Annotated in this window: 27 protein-coding genes; 6 read left to right on the forward strand and 21 right to left on the reverse strand. The window is 44.6% G+C overall.

All coding sequences use genetic code 11. The features are described 5' to 3' along the window. Positions 1–118: 118 nt before the first annotated feature. The 19 genes from flhB to ACX5KA_RS20395 all read right to left on the reverse strand — a co-directional run bounded on the left by flhB (position 119) and on the right by ACX5KA_RS20395 (position 19,542). Positions 119–1,243 (reverse strand): flagellar biosynthesis protein FlhB, encoded by a 1,125-nt coding sequence (flhB, locus tag ACX5KA_RS20305; RefSeq protein WP_458732072.1) that lies wholly within the window; start codon positions 1,241–1,243, stop codon positions 119–121. Between the two features lie 6 nt (positions 1,244–1,249). Beyond that, positions 1,250–2,029 carry a flagellar biosynthetic protein FliR gene (gene fliR, locus ACX5KA_RS20310; protein ID WP_014978604.1) on the reverse strand — a complete coding sequence of 260 codons (780 nt, stop codon included), beginning with the start codon at positions 2,027–2,029 and terminating at the stop codon, positions 1,250–1,252. Positions 2,030–2,041: 12 nt separating this feature from the next. Next, entirely contained in the window at positions 2,042–2,311 is a 270-nt protein-coding gene (gene fliQ, locus ACX5KA_RS20315; RefSeq protein ID WP_334057507.1) for a flagellar biosynthesis protein FliQ, read from the reverse strand. Positions 2,312–2,319: 8 nt separating this feature from the next. Beyond that, positions 2,320–3,075, reverse strand: coding sequence for a flagellar type III secretion system pore protein FliP (fliP, locus tag ACX5KA_RS20320; protein ID WP_039223060.1), 756 nt, complete (start codon positions 3,073–3,075; stop codon positions 2,320–2,322). Beyond that, entirely contained in the window at positions 3,068–3,520 is a 453-nt protein-coding gene (gene fliO / locus ACX5KA_RS20325) for a flagellar biosynthetic protein FliO (RefSeq protein ID WP_039223062.1), read from the reverse strand. Before fliO ends, fliP begins: the two co-directional genes overlap by 8 nt. 28 nt (positions 3,521–3,548) lie before the next feature. Then, complete coding sequence (fliN, locus tag ACX5KA_RS20330; protein WP_014948639.1) at positions 3,549–3,956, reverse strand: flagellar motor switch protein FliN; 408 nt, start codon at positions 3,954–3,956, stop codon at positions 3,549–3,551. 17 nt (positions 3,957–3,973) lie between these two features. After that, on the reverse strand, positions 3,974–5,032 hold the full coding sequence (gene fliM / locus ACX5KA_RS20335; RefSeq protein WP_014948638.1) for a flagellar motor switch protein FliM: 1,059 nt from the start codon (positions 5,030–5,032) through the stop codon (positions 3,974–3,976). Between the two features lie 27 nt (positions 5,033–5,059). Continuing rightward, complete coding sequence (fliL, locus tag ACX5KA_RS20340; protein WP_039223619.1) at positions 5,060–5,599, reverse strand: flagellar basal body-associated protein FliL; 540 nt, start codon at positions 5,597–5,599, stop codon at positions 5,060–5,062. Positions 5,600–5,826: 227 nt separating this feature from the next. Further along, positions 5,827–8,127, reverse strand: a complete 2,301-nt coding sequence (locus ACX5KA_RS20345; RefSeq protein ID WP_458732073.1) for a flagellar hook-length control protein FliK — start codon at positions 8,125–8,127, stop codon at positions 5,827–5,829. A gap of 349 nt (positions 8,128–8,476) precedes the next feature. Continuing rightward, positions 8,477–8,923, reverse strand: a complete 447-nt coding sequence (gene fliJ / locus ACX5KA_RS20350; RefSeq protein ID WP_458732074.1) for a flagellar export protein FliJ — start codon at positions 8,921–8,923, stop codon at positions 8,477–8,479. A 72-nt stretch (positions 8,924–8,995) separates the two neighbouring features. Further along, complete coding sequence (fliI, locus tag ACX5KA_RS20355; protein WP_342287619.1) at positions 8,996–10,330, reverse strand: flagellar protein export ATPase FliI; 1,335 nt, start codon at positions 10,328–10,330, stop codon at positions 8,996–8,998. Next, complete coding sequence (gene fliH / locus ACX5KA_RS20360; protein ID WP_168532422.1) at positions 10,323–11,105, reverse strand: flagellar assembly protein FliH; 783 nt, start codon at positions 11,103–11,105, stop codon at positions 10,323–10,325. Before fliH ends, fliI begins: the two co-directional genes overlap by 8 nt. Before the next feature lie 39 nt (positions 11,106–11,144). Next, entirely contained in the window at positions 11,145–12,185 is a 1,041-nt protein-coding gene (fliG, locus tag ACX5KA_RS20365) for a flagellar motor switch protein FliG (protein WP_039223074.1), read from the reverse strand. 12 nt (positions 12,186–12,197) lie between these two features. Next, entirely contained in the window at positions 12,198–13,892 is a 1,695-nt protein-coding gene (fliF, locus tag ACX5KA_RS20370; RefSeq protein WP_168532424.1) for a flagellar basal-body MS-ring/collar protein FliF, read from the reverse strand. 12 nt (positions 13,893–13,904) lie between these two features. Next, positions 13,905–14,240 carry a flagellar hook-basal body complex protein FliE gene (fliE, locus tag ACX5KA_RS20375; protein WP_168532426.1) on the reverse strand — a complete coding sequence of 112 codons (336 nt, stop codon included), beginning with the start codon at positions 14,238–14,240 and terminating at the stop codon, positions 13,905–13,907. A 241-nt stretch (positions 14,241–14,481) separates the two neighbouring features. Then, the gene (locus ACX5KA_RS20380; protein WP_458732075.1) at positions 14,482–15,819 is read right to left on the reverse strand and encodes a sigma-54-dependent transcriptional regulator; all 1,338 of its coding nucleotides are present in this window, start codon (positions 15,817–15,819) and stop codon (positions 14,482–14,484) included. Between the two features lie 16 nt (positions 15,820–15,835). Further along, entirely contained in the window at positions 15,836–16,978 is a 1,143-nt protein-coding gene (locus tag ACX5KA_RS20385) for a sensor histidine kinase (RefSeq protein WP_458732076.1), read from the reverse strand. A gap of 136 nt (positions 16,979–17,114) precedes the next feature. Then, the gene (locus tag ACX5KA_RS20390; protein WP_039223084.1) at positions 17,115–18,578 is read right to left on the reverse strand and encodes a sigma-54 dependent transcriptional regulator; all 1,464 of its coding nucleotides are present in this window, start codon (positions 18,576–18,578) and stop codon (positions 17,115–17,117) included. A 163-nt stretch (positions 18,579–18,741) separates the two neighbouring features. Then, positions 18,742–19,542 carry a flagellin gene (locus ACX5KA_RS20395; protein WP_342324594.1) on the reverse strand — a complete coding sequence of 267 codons (801 nt, stop codon included), beginning with the start codon at positions 19,540–19,542 and terminating at the stop codon, positions 18,742–18,744. A 233-nt stretch (positions 19,543–19,775) separates the two neighbouring features. Between ACX5KA_RS20395 and pseB the strand changes: the two genes are divergently transcribed. The 6 genes from pseB to ACX5KA_RS20425 all read left to right on the forward strand — a co-directional run bounded on the left by pseB (position 19,776) and on the right by ACX5KA_RS20425 (position 25,335). Beyond that, the gene (pseB, locus tag ACX5KA_RS20400; RefSeq protein ID WP_239258056.1) at positions 19,776–20,774 is read left to right on the forward strand and encodes a UDP-N-acetylglucosamine 4,6-dehydratase (inverting); all 999 of its coding nucleotides are present in this window, start codon (positions 19,776–19,778) and stop codon (positions 20,772–20,774) included. After that, a complete protein-coding gene (gene pseC / locus ACX5KA_RS20405) occupies positions 20,774–21,943 on the forward strand; it encodes a UDP-4-amino-4,6-dideoxy-N-acetyl-beta-L-altrosamine transaminase (protein WP_342324751.1) in 1,170 nt (389 codons plus the stop codon). The genes pseB and pseC overlap by 1 nt, the downstream gene beginning before the upstream one ends. A 73-nt stretch (positions 21,944–22,016) precedes the next feature. Next, a complete protein-coding gene (gene pseF, locus ACX5KA_RS20410) occupies positions 22,017–22,724 on the forward strand; it encodes a pseudaminic acid cytidylyltransferase (protein ID WP_342324596.1) in 708 nt (235 codons plus the stop codon). A 2-nt stretch (positions 22,725–22,726) separates the two neighbouring features. Continuing rightward, complete coding sequence (pseG, locus tag ACX5KA_RS20415; protein ID WP_342324753.1) at positions 22,727–23,779, forward strand: UDP-2,4-diacetamido-2,4,6-trideoxy-beta-L-altropyranose hydrolase; 1,053 nt, start codon at positions 22,727–22,729, stop codon at positions 23,777–23,779. A gap of 10 nt (positions 23,780–23,789) precedes the next feature. After that, complete coding sequence (pseI, locus tag ACX5KA_RS20420) at positions 23,790–24,842, forward strand: pseudaminic acid synthase (protein ID WP_239258053.1); 1,053 nt, start codon at positions 23,790–23,792, stop codon at positions 24,840–24,842. A gap of 25 nt (positions 24,843–24,867) precedes the next feature. Beyond that, positions 24,868–25,335 (forward strand): GNAT family N-acetyltransferase, encoded by a 468-nt coding sequence (locus ACX5KA_RS20425; RefSeq protein WP_239258052.1) that lies wholly within the window; start codon positions 24,868–24,870, stop codon positions 25,333–25,335. Between the two features lie 79 nt (positions 25,336–25,414). Here the strand turns inward: ACX5KA_RS20425 and ACX5KA_RS20430 are convergent, their stop codons facing one another. Then, positions 25,415–26,026 carry a pseudaminic acid biosynthesis-associated methylase gene (locus ACX5KA_RS20430; RefSeq protein ID WP_239258051.1) on the reverse strand — a complete coding sequence of 204 codons (612 nt, stop codon included), beginning with the start codon at positions 26,024–26,026 and terminating at the stop codon, positions 25,415–25,417. A 47-nt stretch (positions 26,027–26,073) separates the two neighbouring features. Continuing rightward, positions 26,074–26,988: hypothetical protein (locus ACX5KA_RS20435; protein ID WP_458732077.1), on the reverse strand; the 915-nt coding region annotated here is incomplete at its 5' end.

Consider the following 26,988-nt stretch of genomic DNA (forward strand, 5'->3'; position numbering starts at 1 on the left):
AATTTCATTCAAGTATGATTTTGCCCTGATTGAAAGAGGACTTTTGACACAGCTAATTGTTAGAAAATTCGCGAAACATGTTAAGGTGGTAAGTACACATTGAAAGTTGTAGGGGCACCTAGCGTCGATACTCTGGTGGTATCGGCAAATCCCGTTTAAGAGGCTTAGGTCGTTTGCCCTTACCTGCTTTGTGCGCTCTTAACTGATAAACGTGCGCCAGCACCTGCGCTACCGCCATAAATAAGGCGTTCGGAATTTCATCGTCCACTTCAGTGGAGTAGAAAATGGCGCGTGCAAGCATGGGTGAAGGAATTAGCGGCACATCGTTGGCGGTAGCAATTTTTCTGATGTGCATCGCCAGCTCGTCAGCACCTTTAGCGACCACAACCGGCGCCCTAACCCCTTTTTCGTCATATTTAATAGCAACAGAAAAGTGAGTAGGGTTGGTCACTACAACGTCTGCTTGCGGTACTTCCTGCATCATGCGCTTGGTTGCTGCTTGATATTGCAAACGGCGAATTCGACCTTTAACCATAGGGTCGCCTTCCGCATTTTTCCGTTCGTCTTTCACCTCTTGCTTGGTCATCTTCATTTCTTTGTTGTGCTTATACATTTGGTAAGGCACATCAATGAGCGCGATGGGGATCATGCCGCACACCAGAATAAGAAACGCCCACTTGAGCATGTCGAGTGCGTGAAAGATGTTTCCCGGATAAAGCTCCATATCAAGGTGAAGCGCTTCGTCTTCAAAGAACAGTAACGCCCCAATAGCCATGCCGATTATGACCACCACTTTTGCGATAGACTTTAATAACTCTACCAAGCCGTTCATGCCGAACATGCGCTTGAAGCCTTGAATAGGGCTCATTTTTGAACCCTTAGGCTTTGCCCCTTCCCAGGTAAAGTTAAAACCACCAAGCGCGATAGAGCCATAGATGCCCGCTATCATTGCCACAACCATGTATAGCAGCACGGCAGGGCCTACCGCCGAAAAAGCTTCCCCCCATGCGCCAAACATGTGGGTGATATCATAGGTTTCGTCACGAGAGAGAATGAACATTCTCTGAGTAAGTTTAAAAACAGATTCAGCAATCCACCCGCCCACAAACAAGAACATAAAAGCACTGACGATAAGTACTAGGGTCGTAGAGAGTTCACGGGATCGGGCTAGCTGCCCTTTTTTTCGGGCATCTTCGAGTTTTTTCCCCGTGGGGTCTTCTGTTTTTTCGCTTGAATCTGCCATGTTTTCCTACGAACAAATATTCAATAGTTCACACATAAACTGTTCGGCTCTAAACCATTGGGTTTCGAAGTGTGCAGTAAAGTTATCAAGTGTTATCCAAATAATCAGTAATCCCATTACCTGAGCAATGGAAAAACCAATACTAAAAATGTTTAGCTGTGGTGCAGCTTTGGTCATTACGCCAAACGCCAAGTTCACGATAAGCAGCGAGACGATTGGCGCAAGGGAAAGGGTCACTGCCGATATGAACATCCAGCCGGCCCAATGGGCAATATCGCGAAACTGTTCACCGGTCCACCATGCTTCGCCTATGGGAAACGCCTCAAAGCTCATGACTATCATTTGGATCATGGACAAATGCCCATCCAAGGTCCAAAACAATAAGGTCGCTAGTATCAGATAAAACTGGCCGACTGCGGGCACGTTAATACCGTTTACCGGGTCAACGATTGACGCAAACCCCAAACCGGTTTGCATTGCTATAATTTGACCTGCAAGCACGAAGGTATTGAGCACCATCATTGATATAAAACCAATAGCAATGCCTATTAGCAACTGCTGAATAACGATTAAAAATGTGCCCACATCCACCAAATTTTCTATGGGTGACGGGGGCACTACCGGCATGATAATGAGCGTGAGCATTATACCCAACAAGGCTCTTACCTGCGGCGGAATGGATTTAGCACTCAAGCCAATCATGGCCACGAATAAGCCGCTAATGCGCATAAACGGCAGCAGCATGTCTGCTAGAAATTGATTGATGGTCGCAAGTTCGACTTCCACAGCTTTAGCCTTCTATCCCACAACCTGCGGGATCATATCAACCATTCTGAAAGTAAAGTCCATAAGCTGTTGCACCAACCAGTTTCCGCCCCAACTCAGCGCGAGAAGCGTTACAAGTAAGCGGGGCAAGAAACTCATGGTCTGTTCGTTGATACTGGTCGCCGCCTGAAAAACAGCAACAACTAGACCTACGATCAAGCTTGGAACAATCACCGCAGATACTAACACGATAACCATGAACATGGCTTCTCGCAGTATTTCTACAAAGGCTTCTGGTGACATAAGCCCTCCTAGACGCCCATACCGAAACTGGTCGCCAACGTACCGAAAATCAGGTTCCAACCATCAACCAACACAAACAACATGAGCTTAAACGGCAAGGATACAATCATAGGTGAAAGCATCATCATACCCATAGCCATCAATATAGACGCTACCACCAAGTCAATAATAAGAAAGGGAATAAATAGCATAAAACCAATTTGAAACGCGGTTTTAAGTTCACTGGTTACAAATGCGGGAATAAGTATGGTTAGCGGTACCTCATTGGTATCGGCGTATTTTCCTTCATCACCGGCTATCCGTACAAACGTTTCTAGGTCTTTTACCCGTGTTTGTGAAAGCATAAATGCGCGCATGGGGCCTTTGGCTTGCTCAAGAGCATCTAAACTGGTGAGCTGCTCGTTAAGGTAGGGCTGTAAAGCTCGCTCGTTCACCTCTTCAAATACCGGCGCCATAATAAACATGGATAGAAACAAACTAACGCCAATGAGTATCTGGTTTGACGGTGATTGCTGTAAGCCTATCGCCTGACGCAGAATCGACAACACCACGATAATACGCGTGAACGAGGTCATCATCATGATAAACGCAGGAATAAGGCTTAGCGCTGTCATAATAAACAGCGCTTGAAGCGTCATGGAGTAGTCTTGAGAACCATCTTGATTGGTTGTAACCGTGACGGCTGAAATTCCCTGCTGAGCATAAGCAGGCTCAACGAGACATAATAAAGGTAGTATTAAAAGTAGCCAGGCAAACTTACGCATCTCTCGACTCTTCCTTTGTTTTATTCTTTTCTATATTGGGGTTGAGCTTTCCCGCCATGGCAGCAACAAGCTTTTGCTTAAAGGCATCGGCACCATTTTGTTGCTCGCCTGTGGTTTTATTTACACCTTTCACAGGTATATCGAGATTTTTATCTAATTTGCTTAAATGAGAGATGTTGTGACTGGTCACGCCAATAAGGTGCTGTTCTTCACCTACCTGAATCACCATGATTTTTTCTTTTGTGCCAACAACCATGCTGGCCGCGACTTTCATTTGATTTCCCCCCATGGCAGTGACATTAAATCGACGCATCACATAAGCAAGGGCGAAAATCACGCCAACAACGACAAGTAAAGAAAGGAAAATTGACAGTACCGACGTGGGATTGGTGATTGACTGGGTCGACTGCGCGACGGCTATCTGGCTAAATAAAAGGGGCAGCATTGCGCAACCCCTTAGTTTATAAGAAGTTTTATCTGAGCTTCTTGATTCTCTCAATTTGACTAATAACATCCGTTAATCGAATACCGAATTTGTCGTTGACCACTACTACTTCTCCATGAGCAATCAACGTGCCATTAACTAATACATCTAGTGGCTCACCGGCAACACGATCCAGTTCCACCACAGAACCCTGGTTCAACTGTAGCAGATTTCGGATACTTATTTGACTACGACCGACTTCCATCGAAATAGTCACAGGTATATCTAGAATGGTATCTAGCTTTTTCTTTTCTTCTTGCGTAATCGGCGCGTCGTCAGTTAATTCGTCAAGTTCAGCAACTTGTACGTCTTCGTTATCGCCAGCCTCTTGTTCCGCTTCAGATTCGGCTTGTTCGGCCATTGCCGCTGCCCAATCGTCCATACCGTCTTCACTCATGGGAACTCCCCTCTACCTTACAGGTCTTCTTCGAGTACTTGCAGTTCTGCGTCATTATCAATAATGCGCCCACCGCGGGTTAATAACTGTAGCTCAGACTTCACTGAAGTCGGTCTTGCAATCTTCTCTACAATTTTCAGTGCCAAATTGTCGCGACTGCGACCTAATTTAGCCCTGAACGTGGGTAAATCTTCAATTAATACTGTGATGGTTTCTGGCATCTCCACAGGGATGATATCGCCAGGTTTAAACTCCATCACATCGCGAAGCGGTACATCAACGTCTAGCATATGCGTAGTTAACGCTACTTTAACGTCCATGATTTCATCGCGAAGCGCCTTACTCCAACGTAAGTCTGTATCTTCTTTATCGCTTTGAACACCCGCATCTAGCAATTCGCGAATGGGCTCTAACATTGAGTATGGCAGCGACACGTGGAAGTCGCCACCGCCGCCATCTAGTTCGATATGGAACGAGCTGATGACCACCACCTCGGTCGGGCTCACAATGTTCGCCATCGCAGGGTTTACTTCTGAGTCCAAATATTCAAACGACACATCCATGACCGGTGCCCAGGCTTCTTTATAATCTTCAAAGATTATTTTAAGCAGCATCTGGATAATACGGCGTTCCGTTGGCGTAAACTCACGGCCTTCAATTTTCGCATGATAGCGACCATCGCCACCAAAGAAGTTGTCTACCAAAATAAATACCAAACGGGCTTCCATGGTAATAAGCCCCGTGCCTTTAAGTGGACGGAAACGCACCATGTTCAAACTCGTTGGAACGAATAATGTGTGAATGTATTCGCCAAACTTAATCATCTGAATACCGTTAATCGATACTTCAGCTGAACGTCGCATCATGTTGAACAAACTCACACGCATGTGACGTGCGAAACGTTCATTAACGATTTCAAGCGTAGGCATACGCCCACGCACAATTCTGTCTTGCGAGGAGAAGTCGTACTCGAGCGTAGAAGCATCAGAGTCGCTGCCGCCGACCTCTTCTTCTTCTACATCATCTACCCCGTGTAATAGGGCATCGATTTCATCTTGAGATAATAAATCACTCACCGTCTTCTACCTTACTTAGTCAATGCATTACTGCATGACAAACCCAGTGAACAATACGCGCTCAACTACATCGCTGCCCGTAATGTCCTTTAATGCTTTCTGCACTTCGGTTACCGCCTGCTCGCGAAGCTCTATTTTACCGGCTTCAGTAACCAGATCGTCTGCATTTGAAGTACTAAAAGCCTGTAGTAATGTCCCTTCAATTAGCGGAATATGCGTCTTTGCTAACTCTTCGTTATCAGAACCACGTACTAATAGCTGCACTTTAATTTGAACCAATCGGTCTCTTCCCGAACCCGGCACGTTAAAAACGAAAGGTCTCGGCATAGCAACATAAAGTGCCGTACCAATTTCAGCGTTACCTGTACTCGCTGCCGGCGCACTTGCAGCAGCTGCTGCAGCATCAGCTTCAGCCAATTCCTCAGCAGCAGGCTCATCGCCACCCGCGAAAAGCAAGAAATAAGCGGCAGCCCCGCCGCCTACAAGAACCACAGCGATAATGATGATCAACATCATTTTGCCTTTCTTCTTACCGCCTTCTTCTACCTGTAACTCTTCATCAGCCATGTGTAACTCATCAGTAATATTAAGAAAAAACGTATTATCAATGTTCCACCGCAAATGGCAATGCCATAATTCGTATCTACAGATGGTCAACACTGTAGCAGCAACAATTAACTCGCAATATGCAGCGTTTCATCGAACTATTCGTTCGGAATTAAACGAATACTCCAAACATAGCAGTCTTAAAATAATCTCACCATGCTACCTATTGATAATAGTTTTGCCCTGTCTTAAGCGTAGAAATCAATTCCGCCCTTGGCTGCCCGCGTCACTGATTGCTCGACAATCCGCGTTTCGTCTACATCGTCTAAACCGTCATTTTCTCCGCGGTTTCCGGCGCCATTTCTACTGCCACTGTTTTCTGCAAGTTGCTGGCCATTTTCGTTACTTGAAGAATTATCTTTTCTTACTTGCGCATCACCCAATTCAATGCCTTGTTCTGAAAGCATATCTCGTAGTTTTGGCATGGCATCAGCTAGCGCCTCCTTAGCTTGTTGAGACTGCACAACGAAACTCACGCTTGCCGCGTCACCTGCGACGTTTACCCGCACCTGCATGCTTCCCAACTCAGGTGGATCAAGACGGATTTCAGCCATAGTGTTACGCGCATTCACCATCCAGCGAATTTTTTCGTTTAGCTGTTGCTGTCCTTCTGGCTTATGAATATTGACCGCTTTATCAAAGCCCTCAAACTGCTGTTGAGATTTTGACGCTTCAGCGCGAAGCTGTGAGTTTTCTTGTATTACCGTATCGGTTTGTCCTACCATACTTGCAAAAGCCTGTTGAGCACTGGCTTGCGTTTGCGTCATTAAGTTTAGGAACTGACTCGCTTGGTTATCGACCCTAGCCGTCATTGAAGCAATTACGTCGGTGCTTACTGCCGCCTCTTTTGCGGCTTCAGCCACAATAGCTGACAAATCAATGCCGGGCTCTCTGCCTTGTTGAACTTGTTGCTGGAATTCATTGATACCGGCAATGATGTTTGTCTTCACAGCTTGTTGTTGTGCACCACTTGGCATGGCCGCAACCACCCGCTCTGCAAATGCTTCTGTCGCTCTCTGAGCGCTTTGTGGGGAGAGTTCACTCAGAGCTGTTAATAAATCAGCAGTTGAATCACCGGTTATTTCAAAGCTAGAATTTTGAGGTACCGCACTTTGTACACTCATCATCGGTGCATTGTCAGATGCTGTTACCTTATTTTTGTCTGCTCCGCTAGTATTTACATCACCACTTTCCAAAATGGCTCCGTCAATAGCTACTTCAGCGGCTATATCTGTGGTTGCGTCAGAATACATTGCTTCTAATTGAGAGCTGGCTTCGTCCGAAGATAATTGCTGCATCGCTTTAAGCTCATCAGATAACAGGCTTAACACAAGAGATTCATCTGCTGTATTTTTACTATCTGCCAGTGCTTCCTCAGCCCCCTCGCTCATGCCTTGCTCTACATAGGGATCGCTTTCTTTTTGCTGAATGAGTTGTGCAATTAGCGCAGAAAGTTCATTGGCATTTGAATCTAACTTATCATTAGCAAAAATTTTTGATTGTTCAGCGTTAGCTTCGCCGTTAGCGTCATTTTGTTCACTACCGGCACTATTTTGCTCGTTTTCTGCGCCAATCAATAGGTCAGTTAAAAAACTCAGTGCTTGTTGTGCGTCAGTCGAAAGGGATTCGATAGCGATATCCCCCTCACTGTTGCCACTTTTAAGCTGAGAAAGTAAATGTGCCATTACCGAGGGCGCGTCGCTGGCATCTATAGTGTCTGGGATCTTCCAAAGCTTTCCGTTTTCTTTTACAGAAATAACATTAACCGTCTCATCTAAAATTTCAGAAATACCATTGGTTGCTCTATTACCTGGTTGCCCTTGAGTTTGCTCTTTGCTATCAGCCTTACCAAAGCGATCTGCTAGGGTTTCAACATAGGCAACCCAGTCTGGCTCTTCATCAGATTTGTCCGGCTTTCCATCTGGCGTACCCGGCGTGGTAATGACGCCAGCCTCTGCATCTTTTTTGCCGCCTTCACCAATAACAAATTCAAATTCGATGGCGGCTTTTTGTTCAACGCCACCTTCAGCATCTTCTACGAGCAAATTAGCACTTTCTTCTTCACCCCTCGGGCCCTGCGCCTCTTCAGCTTCGGCTACTTCTTTTCGAGCAAAGGCTGCGTTTTCTTCTTTTGTACCTGACGCTGACTCTCCAGGGTTGTCTGATACTTTCTTTTCAACAGGAAGATTGGTGTGCCCGGCGTCCCTGTCTTTACTCTTCTTCACCATTTCATTAGAAACTGAAGTGTTATCAGATGAGCCTGTCGAACGGGTTGTCTCTCCGGACTGAGAACTTAATGTTTCTTTGCTATTTAAGACAAAGTCAGGTTTGCTCGATTTCGCTTCTTGATAAAGTCGATTGAATGCTTGGTTGTTTTCGCTATTCGCTTGTTGTTGCGTACCAATACCCGTTTCAACCGCTTTAGCTGTGCTAGAAGCAGAAAAAGGTAATGCGGCAATGTCTGTTTTATGTGCGGCAACTTGTTGCATATTGTCCTACCGTCCTACATTTATATCGTCTTTCACCAAGAAGACGTAATGTGATGCGAATTAATCACTGGGCGTTATATTTAAACAGACCAAGAGAAGTAGATCGCAACCCCACCAACGCTTATCCTAATTTCAATCACTTAGCCCTGCTCCGATACCCTTTGTGGCTATCGTTCGGTACTAGCTATATGCTCGCTTTAGTTGAATTTCGTACTATATAGCTCGCGTAGAACTTCAAACGTAAGCTGTTAAAGCTTAATAACCAGGGCACTGAAATTATGGCGCGCTGTTACATTTCATATTGATTTAGCAAGGGTTGAGCCAAAGTGGATCAAGGCTATACTATTTATTAGAAAGGAGAGCGCTTAGCTCTGAAAAATCGTTGAGCAGCAAACTCATCCATCATGGCCTGTTCTGCTTTGGCCTCTTTTTTCTGTTCTACCAACTTTTTCTTATCAAGTAATAAGGTTACGGCTTTCACTTTTTGCTGTTGCTTTAACCACATTTGCTTACGCTGGTCTGCAGCCATCTGCGCCCGAGCAATCACTTGCATCTGCTGCTCACACGCTTTGTCTAGTTTTCCAACAAAGGATAAATGTTGCTGATAATAGGTGGCGGTAACACCTGCTTGACCGGTTTGCTGAATGCCTTTTATGTAGTCAATGCGGTACTGCTCAAGACTGGTCAGCTTTTGCTTTTGCTGATTAACGTTCTGTTGAGCCTGTTTGTAGTATCGGGCTTCTCGCTGCTCTTTTTCGCGCTCGAATTCGGCTAAACGTTCTAGTTGTTTAGACATTATGCGATACCTTTTGGAAAGTTGATGACTGCTGGATCATAGGCAAGCTAACTTGCTGTGCAGCACTAAGCATTAGCCTTGCCCCAAACCTTTAGCTAGTGCAGCCATGCCTTCTAAGCTCTCGTCATAAGGTATGACTTGTTTCATTTCCTGTTGCAATAAAGCGTTGATTGCGGGCTCTGCGCGAATAGCGAGATCAATACGCGGGTCTGATCCTTTCGCATAGGCGCCAATAGAAATAAGATCTTGGTTTTGTTTGTAGTTTGAATAAACTTGTCGAATACGACGCGCCATCAATTGATGCTCTTCGCTCACGACCATAGGCATCACACGGCTTATTGACGCTTCGATATCAATAGCAGGGTAATGACCGCTATCAGCGAGGGTTCGCGACAACACCACGTGACCATCCAAAATTGCGCGAGCAGCGTCAGCAATCGGGTCTTGCAAATCGTCACCTTCGGTTAGCACCGTATAAAAAGCTGTTATAGAGCCCTGTCGTTCACTGCCGTTACCTGCACGTTCAACTAGTGCGGGCAGCCGAGCAAACACCGAAGGTGGATAACCTTTTGTGGCCGGAGGCTCCCCCACTGCTAATGCAATCTCACGCTGCGCCATGGCATAACGGGTTAATGAATCAATCAACAACAACACTTTCATGCCTTTATCACGAAAATACTCAGCAATGGTTACCGCCGTCTCGCAGCCCTTTAACCGCATGAGCGGTGAAGTATCAGCTGGCGCTGCCACTACAACCGCCCGTTGGCGTTCTTCTTCTGTGAGGATTTCGTGGATAAACTCTTTCACTTCTCGGCCACGCTCACCTACAAGCCCAACAACGACCACATCGGCTTCACAGCCTCGGGTCATCATGCCAAGTAGCACACTTTTACCCACGCCACTCCCTGCAAAAAGCCCCATACGCTGACCTACGCCAACCGTATTTAAAGCGTTGATGGCACGTACGCCAACATCCATTGGGGTGTTGATTGGACGGCGAATGAGCGGGTTCATAGGCGGACGCGTAGTGGGAGCGCGGGCTTCGGCATTGATTTCGCCCAGTCCGTCGAGTGGCTGACCGTTGCCATCAACTACACGTCCCAACAGTCCCATACCCACAGGCAAACCGCTTTGCCTGTTTAACGGCATAACGCGACTCCCTGGCACGATACCGCGAACCGCTTCTGTGGGCATTAAGTAGGTAATATCGTCACCAAAACCAACCACTTCAGCTTCTATTTCGCCTTCGATGGTTTGTACTAAACATTGACTTCCCACCGGCAGCTGGCAACCTACTGCTTCAAGGGTAAGCCCTATGCCCCGGACTAATTTTCCCGCCGCTACAACAGGTGGCGATGTCACTTGTTTAGTCAATGATTCAAAATGGGTATGCCAAGGGCTAGTCATCTGACAAACCTTGGTTTAGTAGAAATTTATCGATAACGTCTCGACATCGACGTTCAATCGACACATCAACCGCGTTTTGCGCAGTGGTAATATCGCAGCCACCTCGTTCCATTGCTGGTGCTTCAACCAAATTCCAGCCTTTTTTGGTAATTTCCTCTTCGCCAAAATGCGCTTTTACCAATTCAATATCTTCAGGATTCATATGAATTTGATAGTCAGCTTGATTAATTGGTAGCGCCTTAATACCTTCACTTAACGCCTGCACTATAACCTGTTGGTTAGTGCTTACCTCTGTTTTGATAACTGCTTTTGCAAGGGTTACGGCAAGTTTTACCAATTGATCTCGGGTTTCATCATTGGCTTGCGAAAGTGGGTCGTGAAATTTTTCAGCAAGCATTCGCCACACTTCAGCTTGTGCTGTCATTTGCTGACGGCCTTCTTCTACTCCTTGCTCAAGGCCTTCGCTATGCCCCTGCTCTTTACCTTCAAGTAAACCAGCTTCAAGACCTTCTGCTTTGCCTTCCTCAAAACCTAGCTGTTTGCCTTCCTGATAGCCTTCATCATAGGCAGCCTGACGTATGGCTTCTATTTCTTCAGCAGTGGGGGGCTTAATCTCTTCCTCAACTTCAGGCGGCTCGTACTTCCAGTCAGAACGTTTGTTAAGCGCGTTGGTCGGCTCGTTCTCTCGTGGGGCAGTAGGGTCGTCAACGAAAGGTAGGTCCCATTTTTTAGCTTCATTTACTTCGTTTTCGCTGAAACTTTTTTTGGCAGTCATATGTTTACCTAGGCTAAATAAGTAACGGGATTAGCGTTCTTATAAGAACTCTTCGCCACCGCCACCACCAAGCATGATTTCACCAGAGTCAGAAAGTCGACGGGCAACAGAAAGGATCTCTTTCTGCGCTGTTTCTACTTCACTAATTCGCACAGGACCAAGCGCTTCCAAGTCATCATTAAGCATTTCAGCAGCACGCTTAGACATGTTGCGCATAATTTTGTCTTTAAGCTCTTCGTCAGCACCTTTAATAGCCTTAAGCAGCGCGTCTTGCTGTACTTCGCGCAGTATGGCCTGAATACCCTTGTCGTCTACATCGACTAAGTTGTCGAATACAAACATCAGGTCTTGGATTTGCTGACTCATTTCTTCGTCTTGCTCGCGAATAGCATCCATCAACTGGCCTTCTATCGCAGTATCTAGATAGTTCATGATGTTCGCTGCAGACTTCAAGCCGCCCATTTTGGCTGCTTGTGTACCCGCTTGACCTGCAAACTGTTTCTCCATGATTTCGTTTAGTTCTTGTAGTGCAGCTGGCTGAACTTCTTCTAGGTTTGCGATACGCATTAGCAAGTCGAGTCGAACCTTTTCCGGGAACTGCGCCAAAATCTCTGCACTTTGTTCAGGCTCTAAATAAGACAAGACGATAGTTTGAATCTGCGGGTGCTCGTTACGAATAATGCTGGCTACCTGCTTAGAGTCCATCCACTTGAGAGAGTCAAGGCCTTTAGCGCCGCTGCCCATAAGGATCTGGTCGATAAGGTTTGCCGCCTTATCTTCACCTAGTGCAGCCGTTAATGCACGTTTTACGAAGTCTTGGCTTTGGAAACCAATGGTGCTGTAGTTTTGAATCTCTTCGATGAAATGCTTATGAACCGACGTAATTTTGGACTGGGTCATATCGTCCACTTTGGCCATTTCAGTACCCAGTTTTTGTACCTGTTTAGGCTCTAAGTGTTTTAATATCTGCGCCGCATCTTCTTCTGACAAGCTCAACAATAAGATGGCCGCTTTTTCTACGCCTTCTAATTTACTGACGTCATATGACGGTTCTTCAACATTGGCAAGTTCTTCAGCCATAATCTTATCTCACTACTCGTCTTGCATTAACCAGCCCTTCACAACTTGGGCTGATAATTCAGGTTCATTGGCTACTAGAGCGCGTACAGCTTTAAGTACATCTTCATCTTTGTGCAAGTCAGGCAACATAAGTGAGCCATCAGGCGCAAAGCCCACCTGCCCTTCGTCAAAGTCAGACGTTAACATGCTAATAGTGTCATCGCCTAAGTCTAAGCCTTCATCTGCATCAAATTCATCGGCGTCGTTCGACTCATCTGGGTTGATAAGACGACGCAGCATAGGTCGAATTACAAAGATGATAAGTACTATTATAACCAAACCGCCAACAACTAGTTTAAGAATTGGTAGGAACCCAGGCTGTTCCCAGAGAGGCGCATCTTCAATTTCGCCTGCGTCCATCCGAGTAAAGGGAACGCTTACTACTTCTAACGAATCACCGCGGGTAACGTCAAAGCCGATGCCTCCCTGTAAAAGGCGACGAATGTTCAGAATCTCTTCTTGTTTACGCGGTGTTGGTGTCATCGCACCGTCTTCACCCGCGACTTGGGTATAGTCAACCGCGACAGACACGCTCAATCTGCGGATAACCCCTGTCTGTTTCTTGGTATGACTGATAGTGGTATCAAGTTCATAGTTGCGTGTTGATTCTTTCGCTGTGCGGCCAGGCATAGTTTGCTGACTACCGCCCACGGCATTTTCAGGAATATTAGAATCAAGCGGAGGCTGATTTGATAATGCCCCCGGAATACCGCCAACACCGCCACCTACGCTATTTTCTTCCATGATCATTTCGCTGCGAACTGCAGGTAAATCTGGGTTGTAGCTTCGCTGTGTTTGTTCCATTGCAGTAAAGTCCATAGTAACGTCAGCTTGCGCCGTGTAGTTACCTATACCCAATACTGGAATCAATATAGCGTCAATTTTTTCGAGATACTCTTGCTCGCGCTGGCGTTCGATTTCATATTCTTTTCTGGCACGGGCACTCATTGAATCTTGTGAACCCGAATTAAGCAGGCGGCCATTGCTGTCAGTTACCGTTACTTTAGAGGGCTCCATGTTTTGCACTGCAGACGCCACGATATCGACAACAGCATCAACCTCTTCACCGGCAATTACGGCACCGCGCTTAGCCGTTAGCACAACGGTTGCCGACGCTTTCTTCTCTCTTCGCGCAAATACATTTTCTTTTGGCATCGCCAGCAATACTCGGGCTTTTTGAATACTTGCGATATCTTCGATGGTCGAGGCAATTTGCTGCTCGCGAGCGTGTTTTAGACGTTCCATTTCAACACGCTGGCTAACACCAAACCCCATGTCCTGCATGATGATATCGGTACCTGCATCCGAGGTTTTAGTTAACCCTTGGCGTGTCATACCTAAGCGGATATTTTGGAATTCGTCACTTCTTACGTAAACAATATTGCCCTCAAGCTTATAGTCGATTTGGTTTGCATCCATATAATCGAGGGTTTCAATAAGCTCTTGGGTTTCCATTTTCGCAAGGGGGCGGTAATCAGGTTCTTGCGACCAGATAAGAATAAAGATAGCGATGGCGACGCAGATTACCAAAACAACCACAAGGGCCATTTGGCGCATCATATCTGCGCTACCTAAAGTGTCCATAAAACCAGATTTGTTTTCCGGCTCATTGTCCATTGATTGGTTTTGATCAGGAACCGTAAGGTTTGTACCTGTAGCTTCAGCCATAACCTACTCCACCTACACCGGCATGTTCATTATTGTTTTATAGGCTTCAAGTACTTTGTTTCGTACTTGAACAGTGGCTTCAAAAGCAATGCCCGCCTTTTCTTTCGTCAGCATAACTTGAGCTAGGCTTAAGTTAGGGTCGCCCATTTCAAAACGCTGCTGCGCATCCTTTGATTCAAGCTGCATGCCGTTTACACCATCTACCGCATTCTTAAGCATGATCGAGAAATCACTTGACGAGCTATTAACTTCGCTAAGCGGCTGCTGTTGAGGCTCATTAACCTGAAGACGAGTTTGCCCAATCATGTTCTGCATTTCTTGATACAAACTATTGGCTTTAACGTCCATAACCACTCCTAGTGCACTTTCGAGACCGCCTGAACATCGGCGTATAACTTATGTATAAAGGGGATTTAGCAAAGTGCTTGCCAACTTTAAAAACCCATATATATCAAGAGGATAAATCGAAATCGAGAGGGTTAGCCAAATTTATGGCGTTTAACTTAGAGTGAGCAACAAAAAACCGCCGCCTTCTTAACAACAGAGGCGACGGATAAGGACGAGGAAACCGAAAGTGTAGAAAGCGACCTTATGCGGGCACTTCAATGCCGTCTTCACGCATGCGCGCCAGTTTATAACGAAGGGTTCGAGGGCTTATACCTAGCTTTTCTGCTACATCCTTACGCTTACCATTACACGACACCAAAGTATCAAGAATAATTTGGTGCTCCTGATAACGAAGCTCTGAGCCGAGTTTGTTATCTTCAACCTGCTCTTGTACACCTTCAAGCGGGGCTAACATGTCTTCGTCAATCATTAGATCGCTGGCATCTATTTCATTGTTTTCGCAAAGAATTAGCGCGCGTTGAACCACATTTTCCAGCTCACGAACATTACCGGGCCAACTGTACTGGGATAACTTATTGCGCGCTGCAGCACTTAACCTGATGGTACCTAGCCCTTGTGAACTGGCGTGACGCTGCACAAGATGCTCCGCAAGCGGAACAATATCTCCTGGACGTTGAGCCAAAGGACGCCATTCAATAGGGAAAACATTTAAACGGTAGTATAAATCTTCTCTAAATTCGCCTGCATCTACTGCTTTTCTTAAATCTCGGTTACTAGTGGCAATGACACGCACATTGAGTTTGACGGTTTTCCGTCCGCCAAGGCGTTCTACTTCACGCTCTTGTAACACGCGCAGTAATTTAGCCTGCAGTGCCAAATCCATCTCAGTTATTTCATCAAGTAACAGGGTGCCGTCTTGAGCTTGTTCAAATTTACCCGGGCAAGCTTGGATTGCGCCAGTAAAGGCTCCTTTTTCGTAACCAAATAAAGTTGCTTCCAACATATTTTCTGGAATAGCAGCACAGTTGATGGCAACAAAAGGTGCGTCACTTCGCGGTGACTGATCATGAATATATCGAGAGAGCACCTCTTTACCCGACCCGCTTGGCCCCATGACCATAACGGTAGCTTCAGACTTCGCGACTTTGCGTGAAAGCTCAAGTAATTTTAAGCTTGAAGGATCGGCTACTATTGGTGTGCGTGACTCAATCTTTTGCGCTGGCGCATAGCGGCCCACTAGATTCAACAATACTTCGGGAGCGAAAGGCTTTGATAGATAGTCGGTTGCGCCATCGCGCATTGCTTGAACGGCATCATCAATGGTGGCGTAAGCTGTCATCAATAACACTGGCATATTGGGATATTTAGACTTAATACTTTTAAGCAAAGTTAAGCCACTCATTTCTCCCATTTGAATATCACTAACCACCAGATCCACATTCTGTGACGATAGCATCATCAATGCTTGTTCCGCGCAATCGGCAGCAACTACGTTGTAATTACCTAACAAAAGCGTGTCTAGGAGTGCTTCGCGTAAACCCGCATCATCTTCAACAATTAAAATGGTAGTTTTAGACATTATTCTCTCCTATGACTTAAGCAACGTGAGTCAATGTTTGTGAGGATTCAGCATTTGCCGAGCAAGGTAGCGACACGCTAAAGCAGGCACCGCCCTCGGGGACGTCAGTGATGTTAAGTGAACCGCTGTGCGCATTTACCACTGACTTCACTACGGCAAGGCCTAAACCTGTACCGTGAGTTTTGGTTGTAAAAAACGGTTCAAATATTTTATTTTTAAGACTATCTGGAACCCCTGGTCCTTTATCGACCACAGATACATGTAAACGCTGATCACTTACTGTCGCCTGAACGTGCACACACTCGCCTTGGGATGTAACTTGGCTGGCATTGTGAATAAGGTTTAACACCGCACCTTGAAGCGCTGTAAGATTACCCGTGATAGAAACATCTTGCTCAAACCCTGAAAACGTTAACGTCTGCTGTGCTTGGGCTGCCATGCTATGGGCACTCCCCTCTATCGAGTTGAACAGCTCATCCAAGCCGATTTGGCTGACCACCTGTTCTTCTCCTGATTTAGCGAAAAGCAGCATGTCATTAACCTGACTTTCTAATTCTTTAAGTCTGTCGGTCAATTTGTTGGCAAACTGGGTTTGCGCTTCTTCGCCTAAACCTTTGCGCGTTAAGTTCGACGCATAAAGCATGGCTGCAGAAAGTGGGGTACGAATTTGGTGAGCAAGTGATGCCACCATTTTCCCAAGGGAAGATAGACGCTGCATGTGGCTTACTCGCGCCTGCAGCTGACGAGTTTCAGTTAAGTCAGTAATAACGATTAGCTGACCTGGCTCGTTTTCCAGCGGTGTAATAGAGAGTTTTACACGTCTACCATCAACAAGCGAGACTTCATGGCCGTCATCAGCGCGAGGTTTGAAAGAGCGCGTAATAATACATCGCCATACTTCTTCTTCAAGCGGTTCGCCTAATAGCGCTTTCGCTTGCTCGTTGGCTTGGCGAACGATGCCTTTTCCGTCAATAACAATAACGCCAGCGGGCATTACTTGAAGTAAATGTTCCAATCTACTCGCCTGCAATCGCAGCGATTCAATATCTTCACCGCGCGAGGTTTGATAATCATCACGAGTTAACGCTGAACCGCCACTATTAAGTGCATAAGCAGACGCGAAATACTCTGTAGATTGTGGTGTGCTGTCAAAAGCCATATTATCCTCGTCAAATTGCAGACGCTGTTAAACTATGGCTTAGATAAAGCAGAAGATATGCCAACTTATAATTGACTTAAATATCAGATATTTATGAGTGGAATTACAGAGGAAACGTAACGTCAATTACCTGACATTACGCTTCTTCAGTACGCTGAATATCGTATTTTCTCATTTTCTCAACAAGCGTGGTTCTTCGCATTCCAAGTTTATCGGCGGCACGTGCCACTACCCAATCTTGGTTCTCTAAGGCTTGTTTTATTAAATTTACTTCCAGCTCAGAGAGGTATTCTTTAAGATTAACCCCTTCCTCGGGTAAAGATGAAGACACCATACCGTTCAAACCTTCATGGCTTTGCTCATTAACATCTTCATCTGGCTCCTGCGCTGCCGCTTCAGCAAATAACGCGTTAAACGCTTCGCGTTCTAGCATTTCTTCGGGATAGTCAGGCTCGTAAGCCTGTACGTCGCCGTATTGGTATTTTTCAGGCAAATCAGCGATATCGACAATTTCACCAGGGTAAAGGATCGTTAATCGCTCTACTAAATTAGAAAGCTCACGGACGTTTCCAGCCCATTCATGCTCCATCAATGAAGCAATGGCTTGCTCGGTAAAGCGCACACCTTCCACCCCATCACCTTGGATACGGCTATTTAACTCTTGAAGTAGTAAAGGAATATCGTCTTTTCTTTGTCTAAGTGCAGGGCTATCAATTGGGAACACGTTGAGTCGGTAATACAAGTCCTCACGGAACTTGTCTTCACTGATCATGGTTTCCAAATTGCGGTGCGTAGCAGCAATAATGCGTACGTTGCATTGAAGAGGCTTGTTGCCACCTACGCGTTCGAAGGTACGCTCTTGTAACACGCGCAATAATTTAACCTGCATCTGAAGCGGCATATCGCCGATTTCATCCAGGAACAGTGTACCGCCTTCAGCTAATTCAAAACGACCTTTACGCGCGCTGATTGCGCCAGTAAACGCCCCTTTTTCATGACCAAATAGCTCGCTCTCTAGCAGTTCGCCGGGGATAGCACCGCAATTTACCGGAATGAACGGACCGTCTTTACGTTCAGATAAAAAGTGAACGTTACGGGCAACTACTTCTTTACCCGTTCCAGACTCACCTAGAATCAAGACAGTGGCATCAGTTGGAGCAACCTGTTCAACTAATCGACGAACTATTTGTATTTGTTCGCTTTTACCAATAAGGCTTCTAAATAAACGCGTTTTGGTACCCGAAGCACGAGATAAACCGGGTTTACGTCTTGAGTATTCTTGGCAACGATGTATAGCCTGCGTTAAAACAGGGTAAGTTAATGGCGTAGCAATAACACTAACTAGGTTGCAACTCGCTGTCGCTTGCGTATTGCTTTCGACAAGCGCAACGAACGGGATGTGTGGAAATTTTTCTACCAGATTACTTACAGCAGCAGGCGAGCGGTACTCAATAAGCACGGCGTCTGCACCACTTTCATGGAGGTATCGCTCGCATTCACTGAAGCCTCGTGACTGGCACGACTCTCCCATGAAGGTAACGATAGTTTCCAAGTTTTGAATAAGTTCCTGATTATCACTAATCAGCAAAATGTTCTTCATCAATTCCCCGAGAACGCTTTGTTATTATTTACAGTTTAGCGCATTTCTAAATTGTAACGACAAAAGATCGGAGCGCAACCGCTGTTTTCGGAAATGTATCAATAAAAAAAGCAGGTTACCCTGCTTCTTTCGATTAATTTTAGCAAAATTAACGTATGTTGGTTTAACTCAACAGTGATAAAACCTGACTTTGCTGCTGATTCGCTTGCGCTTGAACGGTTAGCGCCGCCTGACCAAGCACATCGTTTGACGCCTGCTGTGACATAGCTTGAGCAAAATCAAGATCTTGAATGCGGCTACGCGCTTCAGCGGTGTTCACGTTAGCTTGAGTAAGAGAACGCGCCGCACTTTCGAAACGGTTTTGGGTAGCACCTAAATCGCCTCGCGCGTTACCGAGCGTTTCAATTGCAGCATCAGTTGCACCTAGCGCATCTTCAATGCTGGTGCCAGATGTAATATCGATAGCCAGTACATCATTTAATTGAGCAGCAACATCTTGTGTATTGACGCTTATTGATTGGCCCGCACTTGAACCTGATTGGAATTCAAGTGAGCCATTTTCAGATAATAACGGCTTGCCAGCAAAATTCGTCTGCTCAATGGTTTGGGAGATATTCTCTTGTAGCTGTGTTATTTCAGATTGGATAGCACGGCGATCGCCACTGCTTAAAACACCATTACCAGATTGTAAGGTAAGTTCGCGAATGCGGTTTACATCGTCATTGATGCTGCCTAAACCACCCTCTGCCACCTGCGCCAGTGAAATACCATCATAAACGTTATTGATAGCCTGACGGTTACCTTCTACTTCAGAGGTTAACCGGTCGATGATTTGCTGAGCTGCTGCGCCGTCAGTTGCATCGTTAACTTTCTTACCACTGGCAAGCTTCTCAAACAGGTTATTTTGCTTTTCTTGGATTTGACCAATAAGCGAGTTACCTGAATCGGAACCTATTTTAATCATGAGGCTACCCTATTAAACTTTCACTTAATATAGTGTAGTAAATAGACAGAAGAATAACGAGTGACTGTTTTTTTAAAGAGTATGAAAATGAATACCCAACGGCTCAACGGTATCGTTACTGTTGAGTATTTCACTTTTTATTTAAGGAAGACTCGTTAAAAACTAATGGTTTATGGCATTGTTGCCGACACATGATATATTTAAACGATAATCATAAAAATCGTGGGCGATCTATGTTTGACGGTAAGTCTATATTGATAACAGGTGGTACAGGTTCGTTCGGTCATAAATACACCGAAAATTTGTTATCACGCTATAACCCCAAGCGCTTAATTATCTATTCGCGTGACGAGCTAAAACAGTTCGAAATGCAGCAGAAATTTAATGCTCCCTGCATGCGCTACTTTATCGGTGATGTGCGAGATAAAGACCGCCTTACGCGCGCAATGCAAGGGGTAGACTACGTTATCCATGCTGCCGCCATGAAACAAGTTCCGGCTGCTGAATATAATCCCACGGAGTGCATCCGCACTAATATCGATGGCGCTGAAAACGTTATAAACGCAGCTATTGATAATTCGGTAAGCAAAGTTATCGCGCTGTCGACCGACAAAGCAGCTAACCCCGTTAATTTGTACGGTGCGACTAAGCTCGCTTCCGATAAGCTGTTTGTTGCAGCAAATAATATGGTTGGCGCGGGCAGACCTCGATTTTCTGTAGTGAGATACGGGAATGTAGTGGGCTCTAGAGGCTCGGTTGTTCCGTTTTTCAATAAGCTCATTGAAGAAGGCACTGACCATATTCCGGTTACGCATAAAGATATGACGCGATTTTGGATAACACTTCAGCAGGGCGTCGACTTTGTTTTGAAGAATTTCGAGCGCATGATGGGTGGCGAAATATTTGTGCCCAAAATACCGTCAATTAGAATTACCGATTTAGCCGAAGCCATGGCACCAGGTGTACCCATTAAGATAGTGGGTATTCGACCTGGCGAGAAACTTCACGAAATGATGTGCCCTGGCGACATGGCCTTTCACACTTTCGAATATGACGATCACTTTGTCATTGCGCCAGCTATCAAATTTTTTAATAGAAGCAACGACTTCAAAACTAACGCTCTCGGTGAAAAGGGAAATTCAGTAGTTGATGGTTTTGAATACGTGTCAGACACAAACTCTCATTTTCTTACGGTAGATGAAATATTGACGTTTGATCAGGAAGGTAAGTGATGATTCCTTATGGCAAACAGCATATAGATGATGAAGATATCAAAGCGGTTGTTGAAACACTAACATCTGATTGGCTTACCCAAGGTCCCAAAGTTCCTCTGTTCGAAGAAGCGATGTCTGAATACTGCGGAGCGAGATATGCTGTTGCTGTTAATAGCGCTACTTCAGCGTTACATTTGGCTTGCTTAGCACTATCGGTGGGAGAAGGTGATCGAGTTTGGACATCCCCTAACTCATTTGTAGCCTCGTCAAACTGCGCTCTTTACTGCAATGCTATCGTCGACTTTGTAGACATTGATCTTGAAACCGGCAACATGTGTATAAATGCGTTAAAAAACAAGCTGAGAAAGGCAAAAGAAACAAACACATTACCAAAAGTCTTAATTCCTGTGCATTTTGCAGGGCAATCGTGTGATATGGAGAGTATAGCCACTCTTGCGTCGCACTATGGGTTTCGAGTCATTGAAGATGCATCTCATGCCGTGGGAGCAAAGTACAAGAATAGCTTAGTAGGTAGTTGTAAATATGCCGACATTTGCGTTTTTAGTTTTCACCCAGTAAAGATCATAACCACCATGGAAGGTGGAATGGCAATGACAAATGATCCAGCACTAGTAGAATCAATGCGGATGGGCAGAAGCCATGGTGTCACTAATGCTAAAGAGTCAATGACGAAACCTTCTCATGGTCCTTGGTATTACCAACAAGTTAGTCTTGGCTATAATTACCGAATGAACGATATTGAGGGAGCGCTAGGGGTTAGCCAAGTCAAAAAGCTCTCAGTATTTATAGAGAAACGGAATTCAATCGCAAAAAGGTACGATGAACTATTCAAGTCTTGCCCGCGAATTCTCCCTCTAATTGTTAGTAGCCAAAGCTACTCTAGCTATCATCTGTATGTCGTTCGTATATTGGATATTAGTCAGGAACAAAAAAAGACAATTATTGAGCGTCTTAGAAACGCAGGAATCTTCGCACATTTGCACTACATTCCCATTCATACTCAGCCATATTATGAGGCATTAGGATTTAACGCTGGAGACTTTCCTAACGTAGAGCAATATTACCAACAGGCAATCACCTTACCTATGTTTCCAGATTTAACATCTTCACAAGTTGACTTTATTGTCGATAAACTAATCACATTGCTTGACGAACTCGACGAATAATTTTGGCATTATAACTTTGATTCCCAATTGTGTTAGTGTCTGAGATGTTTTTTGAAAGTGAATATCCAAAAAAATGAATATCGCTATAATTCCCGCTAGAGGCGGAAGCAAACGCATTCCAAGGAAAAATATTACTCGCTTTTGCGGAAAACCAATTATTGCTTACTCAATTGAAGCTGCAATAAACAGCAAGTTAATAGATAGAGTCATCGTCTCTACGGATGACTATGAGATCGCAAACGTTGCAAAAGAATATGGAGCCGAAATTCCTTTTATGCGAGATAAATCTCTCGCTGATGATATGACAGGTACCACTCCAGTTATCCGCTCTGCGCTAAGTGACTACATAGCCCTTAAAAATAATGTTGAATACTGTTTATGTCTATATGCTACCGCGCCTTTCGTCACTGCGCAGCTATTAGATCAATCGTTAGAGTTGCTGCAACAAACAAAAGCGGATTACGTGTTTACCGCCCATCGGTTTTCCTTTCCTATACAAAGAGCCTTACTGGAGGATGAAATTGGTAACATCCGGCCCTGTAGCGCTGTAGATATCAACAAGCGTTCTCAGGATCTACCACATGCTTATCATGATGCTGGGCAACTTTATGCTGCGCAAGCATCGACGTGGTTAGATACGTCTAAAGCAATATTTTCTGAACGCTCACGAATGTTAAAGCTTCCTTCCCATCTAGTTCAAGATATTGATACATTCGAAGACTGGAAGCGAGCAGAAGTGATGTTCAGAGTACTTAAAGAAATGGGAGAACGCAAATCTTAAAAATTGCTTTTAGAGTGGACGCAAGCCCAGAAATAGGCACGGGTCATGTTATGCGATGCCTCACATTAGCCAAGTGCATTCAAAATTTGTTGAACGCGTCTGGCACTCTCCATCGCATCACTTTTGTAAACTCTCAAAAATCGACGCTGTTACAAGAACGTTATGGCCCCTGTAACCTCAATCATGAAGTTGTGCAGCATATTGATAGCGATGTTGGGCATGTAGACGCTGATTTATGGATAGTTGATCATTACCAACTAGATGAAACATTCGAACAAAAACTTTCGTTAACTGGCGCAAAAGTGATGGTTATCGATGACTTAGCAAACCGCCGTCACTATTGCGATTTACTGCTGGATGTCAACTTTTCCGATAAAGGTAATCGATATGAAACGTTAGTTCCTCATAAATGCAAAATGCTGCTCGGCCCAGAGTATGCACTATTGCGACAGGAGTTTTATGAACAGCCAACTCATGATTTTATAAAGCGTGATCCAGTTCGAGTGTTAGTTTGTTTTGGCGGTAGTGACCCCACTAACATGACATCCATAACGCTTGATGCTATCGCGTCGATTAAAGATCTTCAATTAGAGGTCGATATCGTTATTGGAAGCGGTCATAAAGCGAAAAGAGATGTGATAGCTAAGGTCAGTCAAATAAACCTGATTACTAAGCACAACTTACGTTTACATATAGATTGTGACCGAATAGCGGAGCTTATGAAAAAAGCGTCGCTAATGGTTGGTGCGGGCGGTTCAATGCATTGGGAACGCTGTATCTCAGAGCTCCCTGCTCTCGTTATATGCGTGGCAGAAAACCAAGTTGCGACAACGCGATGTTTATCAAAAGAAAACGTATGCAAATACCTCGGATTTTGGGATCAGGTGTCTGTAACTGACGTTGCAAGAGCCCTTGTGTTGTTACTACAATCGCCGCGCACATTACGGGCTATGTCTAAATGCGCTGGTAATATAGTTCCTCGACACAGTGGTACTCCTTGCGTGACCAAACACGTTTTATCATTACTAGAGCCTTTACCTTTACAACAAGCATGAGAGAAAGAAAGTGAACACCATAAAGATTGGACCATTCAGCATAGGTAAAGATGAGCCTCCGTTTATTATTGCTGAGTTATCAGGTAACCATAATCAAAATTTAACACTTGCTTTAGAAATGGTAGACGCTGCCGCGGACGCTGGCGTTAGTGCTATAAAACTACAAACCTATACCGCCGACACTATGACTATCGACATTGAGGGTGGTGAGTTTTTTATCGATGACAAACAAAGCCTTTGGAGGGGCCGCTCGCTATATGAGCTGTACGAAAAAGCACATACTCCTTGGGAATGGCATAAAGCGATATTTGAAAGGGCGAAAGAAAGAGGCATTGTTGCATTTAGCACGCCTTTTGATGCAACGTCAGTTGATTTTTTAGAAACGCTAGACGTTCCATGCTATAAAATAGCATCATTTGAAAACACGGATCATGAATTAATTGCTAAGGTCGCTAAGACGGGTAAACCTGTAATATTGTCTACTGGCATGGCAAGCCTTACTGAGATATCCGAGGCTGTAGAGGTACTTGAGCGGAACAATTGTCAGGAATATGTTCTTCTTAAATGCACCAGCCAGTACCCTGCTGACCCGATAAACGCAAACCTAGCAACACTCCCGCACCTACAGCAATTGTTTAACTGTCATGTAGGGATATCAGACCATACCACGGGTATTGGTACTGCAATTACCGCAACAGCTCTCGGTGCAACCGTTATAGAGAAGCACTTTGTAATAGACAGAAATGCAGGCGGTGTAGACGCGGCATTTTCCCTTGAAGCGGATGAATTTGCTCTTTTAGTCAACGAAACAAAACGTGCACGCGTTGCTATTGGCAAAATTTCATATGGATGCACAGAATCAGAAATAAACTCGCGGAAACTTAGGCGGAGCCTATATATTGTAAAAGATATCAAGGAAGGGGAAATACTCACGCGAGCGAACGTTCGAGCTATTCGCCCAGGTCTTGGCCTGCCAATAAAACACCTAAAACATATCCTTGGGAAGCAGGTGTGCCGGTCAGTTAAGAGGGGCAGTCCTCTTTCATGGAGCATTATCCGATAGCGCCTTTTTGGAACGGAAGATACATATGTTGACCCGCTTCGTGACATGCGACGATGCAGAATACCTGTTTAAGTGGCGCAACAATCCGCACACAATTGCCATGTCGATAAACTCGATGCCGATCACCTGGAGTGAGCATATTGAGTGGCTCCAACATGCCCTTAATGATGAGAAAAAGTTGCTTATTTTGTGTTACTTGGAAAATTCCGCCCCTGTTGGATTTGTTCGTTTTGATGTGCATCATCACTATGCAGAAGTATCGATCAACCTTAATCCACGTTGCAGAGGAAAGGGCTTAGCTAAAAGATGCTTAATGGCAGCTTTAGTAAGATTTAAAAACAAATTTCAGAGACCTACGGTAATAAAAGCACGTATAAAAATTAAAAATGAAGCAAGTAAGCGGCTTTTCACTGGCGCTGGATTTTCATATCTGAGGACACGAGATAACATCGCGTTTTTCATGCTGGATCTCACAGCTTGCCCAAAGAGTTAAAAATCTTAAAACTTTTTAGTATGCTATTACGCGCGAGTATTCAAAACTAAGATTCTCTTCACTCAGCAGCAATGGTGTATTACTTTTCTAGAAGAAACCACGTAATGTCGTCTTGTGGCGCCCAGTTGTCACGTTTATACAGAAAACCATAGTCAACAAGTTTCATTCCATAACGCTCAATCAGGTCGCCAGCAAAATCTCGCTTAAATAGCTTGTCTTGTTCGCCCCGATAAGTAATGACGGTAGGGGATGGATTATAATATTCAGCGACAAGAACATAACGACGAGAGTTTTCTACTAAGTTGTCATAAACGCAGTGTAAAAATTCTGGATTTATATGGATAAGCACACCAGCAGTAAATGTTAGGTCAAATTTATCAGTACTTATCTTTTCAAGAATTGAGCCTGTAACAATATCCGCGACCCCCTGTTTTTCTGCTAGCTTCGCTGCTTTTCTATTTATTTCATATCCCTTTAAGGACAACGCGGGTTGTAGCTTTTTGAGTGCAACTAAATTCAAGCCAATATTACAGCCTAACTCAAGCGCAGATGTCACATTGTTTGCCGAACGCAACATTTTCGACCACATTGCAACTTTGGAAAGGAGCAGTGATTCAGAGTCATTTCTATCGCTATAACTATCTCCAAAATTCCCCGCCCAGAATTGTTCTTGTTCTGTTTTATAGGCCACTGTTTTTATTCCCCTTTTCTAAAAACTTCATCAGACTTAGTACAGCTTCATTTTCTTTTATGGTCACGTACAAGAATTTGTGTAATCTCAAGATTTGCGCTTTTCAAAAATGGTACATACCTGAAACGATCTCCAGCTCCTGTAGATTTTTCACTTTCTCCTAGCAGAGCCTGAGAAAACACTAAAAAGTGATAGGCTTCATAAATGTGAAAAGAAAGTGGGGTTCCTAAACTCGGATTTAGTGACAAAGCCTGTTCAGTCCTATTTGAAGGAAGCTTCGGCACAACAACCTCAATATCTCGATGACATGTAATAGCCAATAGCGAGATGTAACAAATATAATGCTCTATTGACTCAAATTCTGTATTTTTCCAGTCACACATCTTTAGATACTCTGGAATGTAAATAATAGTATCGCCGGCATTCTTCACTTGAAGAGCCTGCCCAATATATTTTTCTTCGAATATAAGATGACAAATTTTAGTGTCAGACAATATAGCTGCTCTTTTTTGACCATCAAATTTCGTAATCACTACTTCGGTTTTATTATTTTCACGTATGTCGAGAGCTAGCGAATTGATCGCATGTTCTAAACCGACTTCGTAGTTTTCTGTGCTGACATATATTCCATTATCTAGGTAATAATCATTTGTCACCGCTTTTTGTCGCTCTTCAGGAAAACTCGTAATAAAATCCAGCTCGTAGGGCACAACATTCATACTCTGATATATTGTTACTAAAAACTCTCGCCAATGGCTTAATATCCCACCTACCAGCTCTAAGCACTCTTCGTCATCCATTATATTGAGCGCTTTACTCAGCGCCGTATTTATGTAATTGACAGAACCATTGAGGTAATAAAGAACGACTGGCTTTCCCTCACGATAATAATCAAATAGTATTTTACGCTGTTCTAAAATTAGCTTTTCAACGTAACCGTTCACCAGGGCCCTATTGACAGT

This window comes from Alteromonas alvinellae (assembly GCF_902705805.1).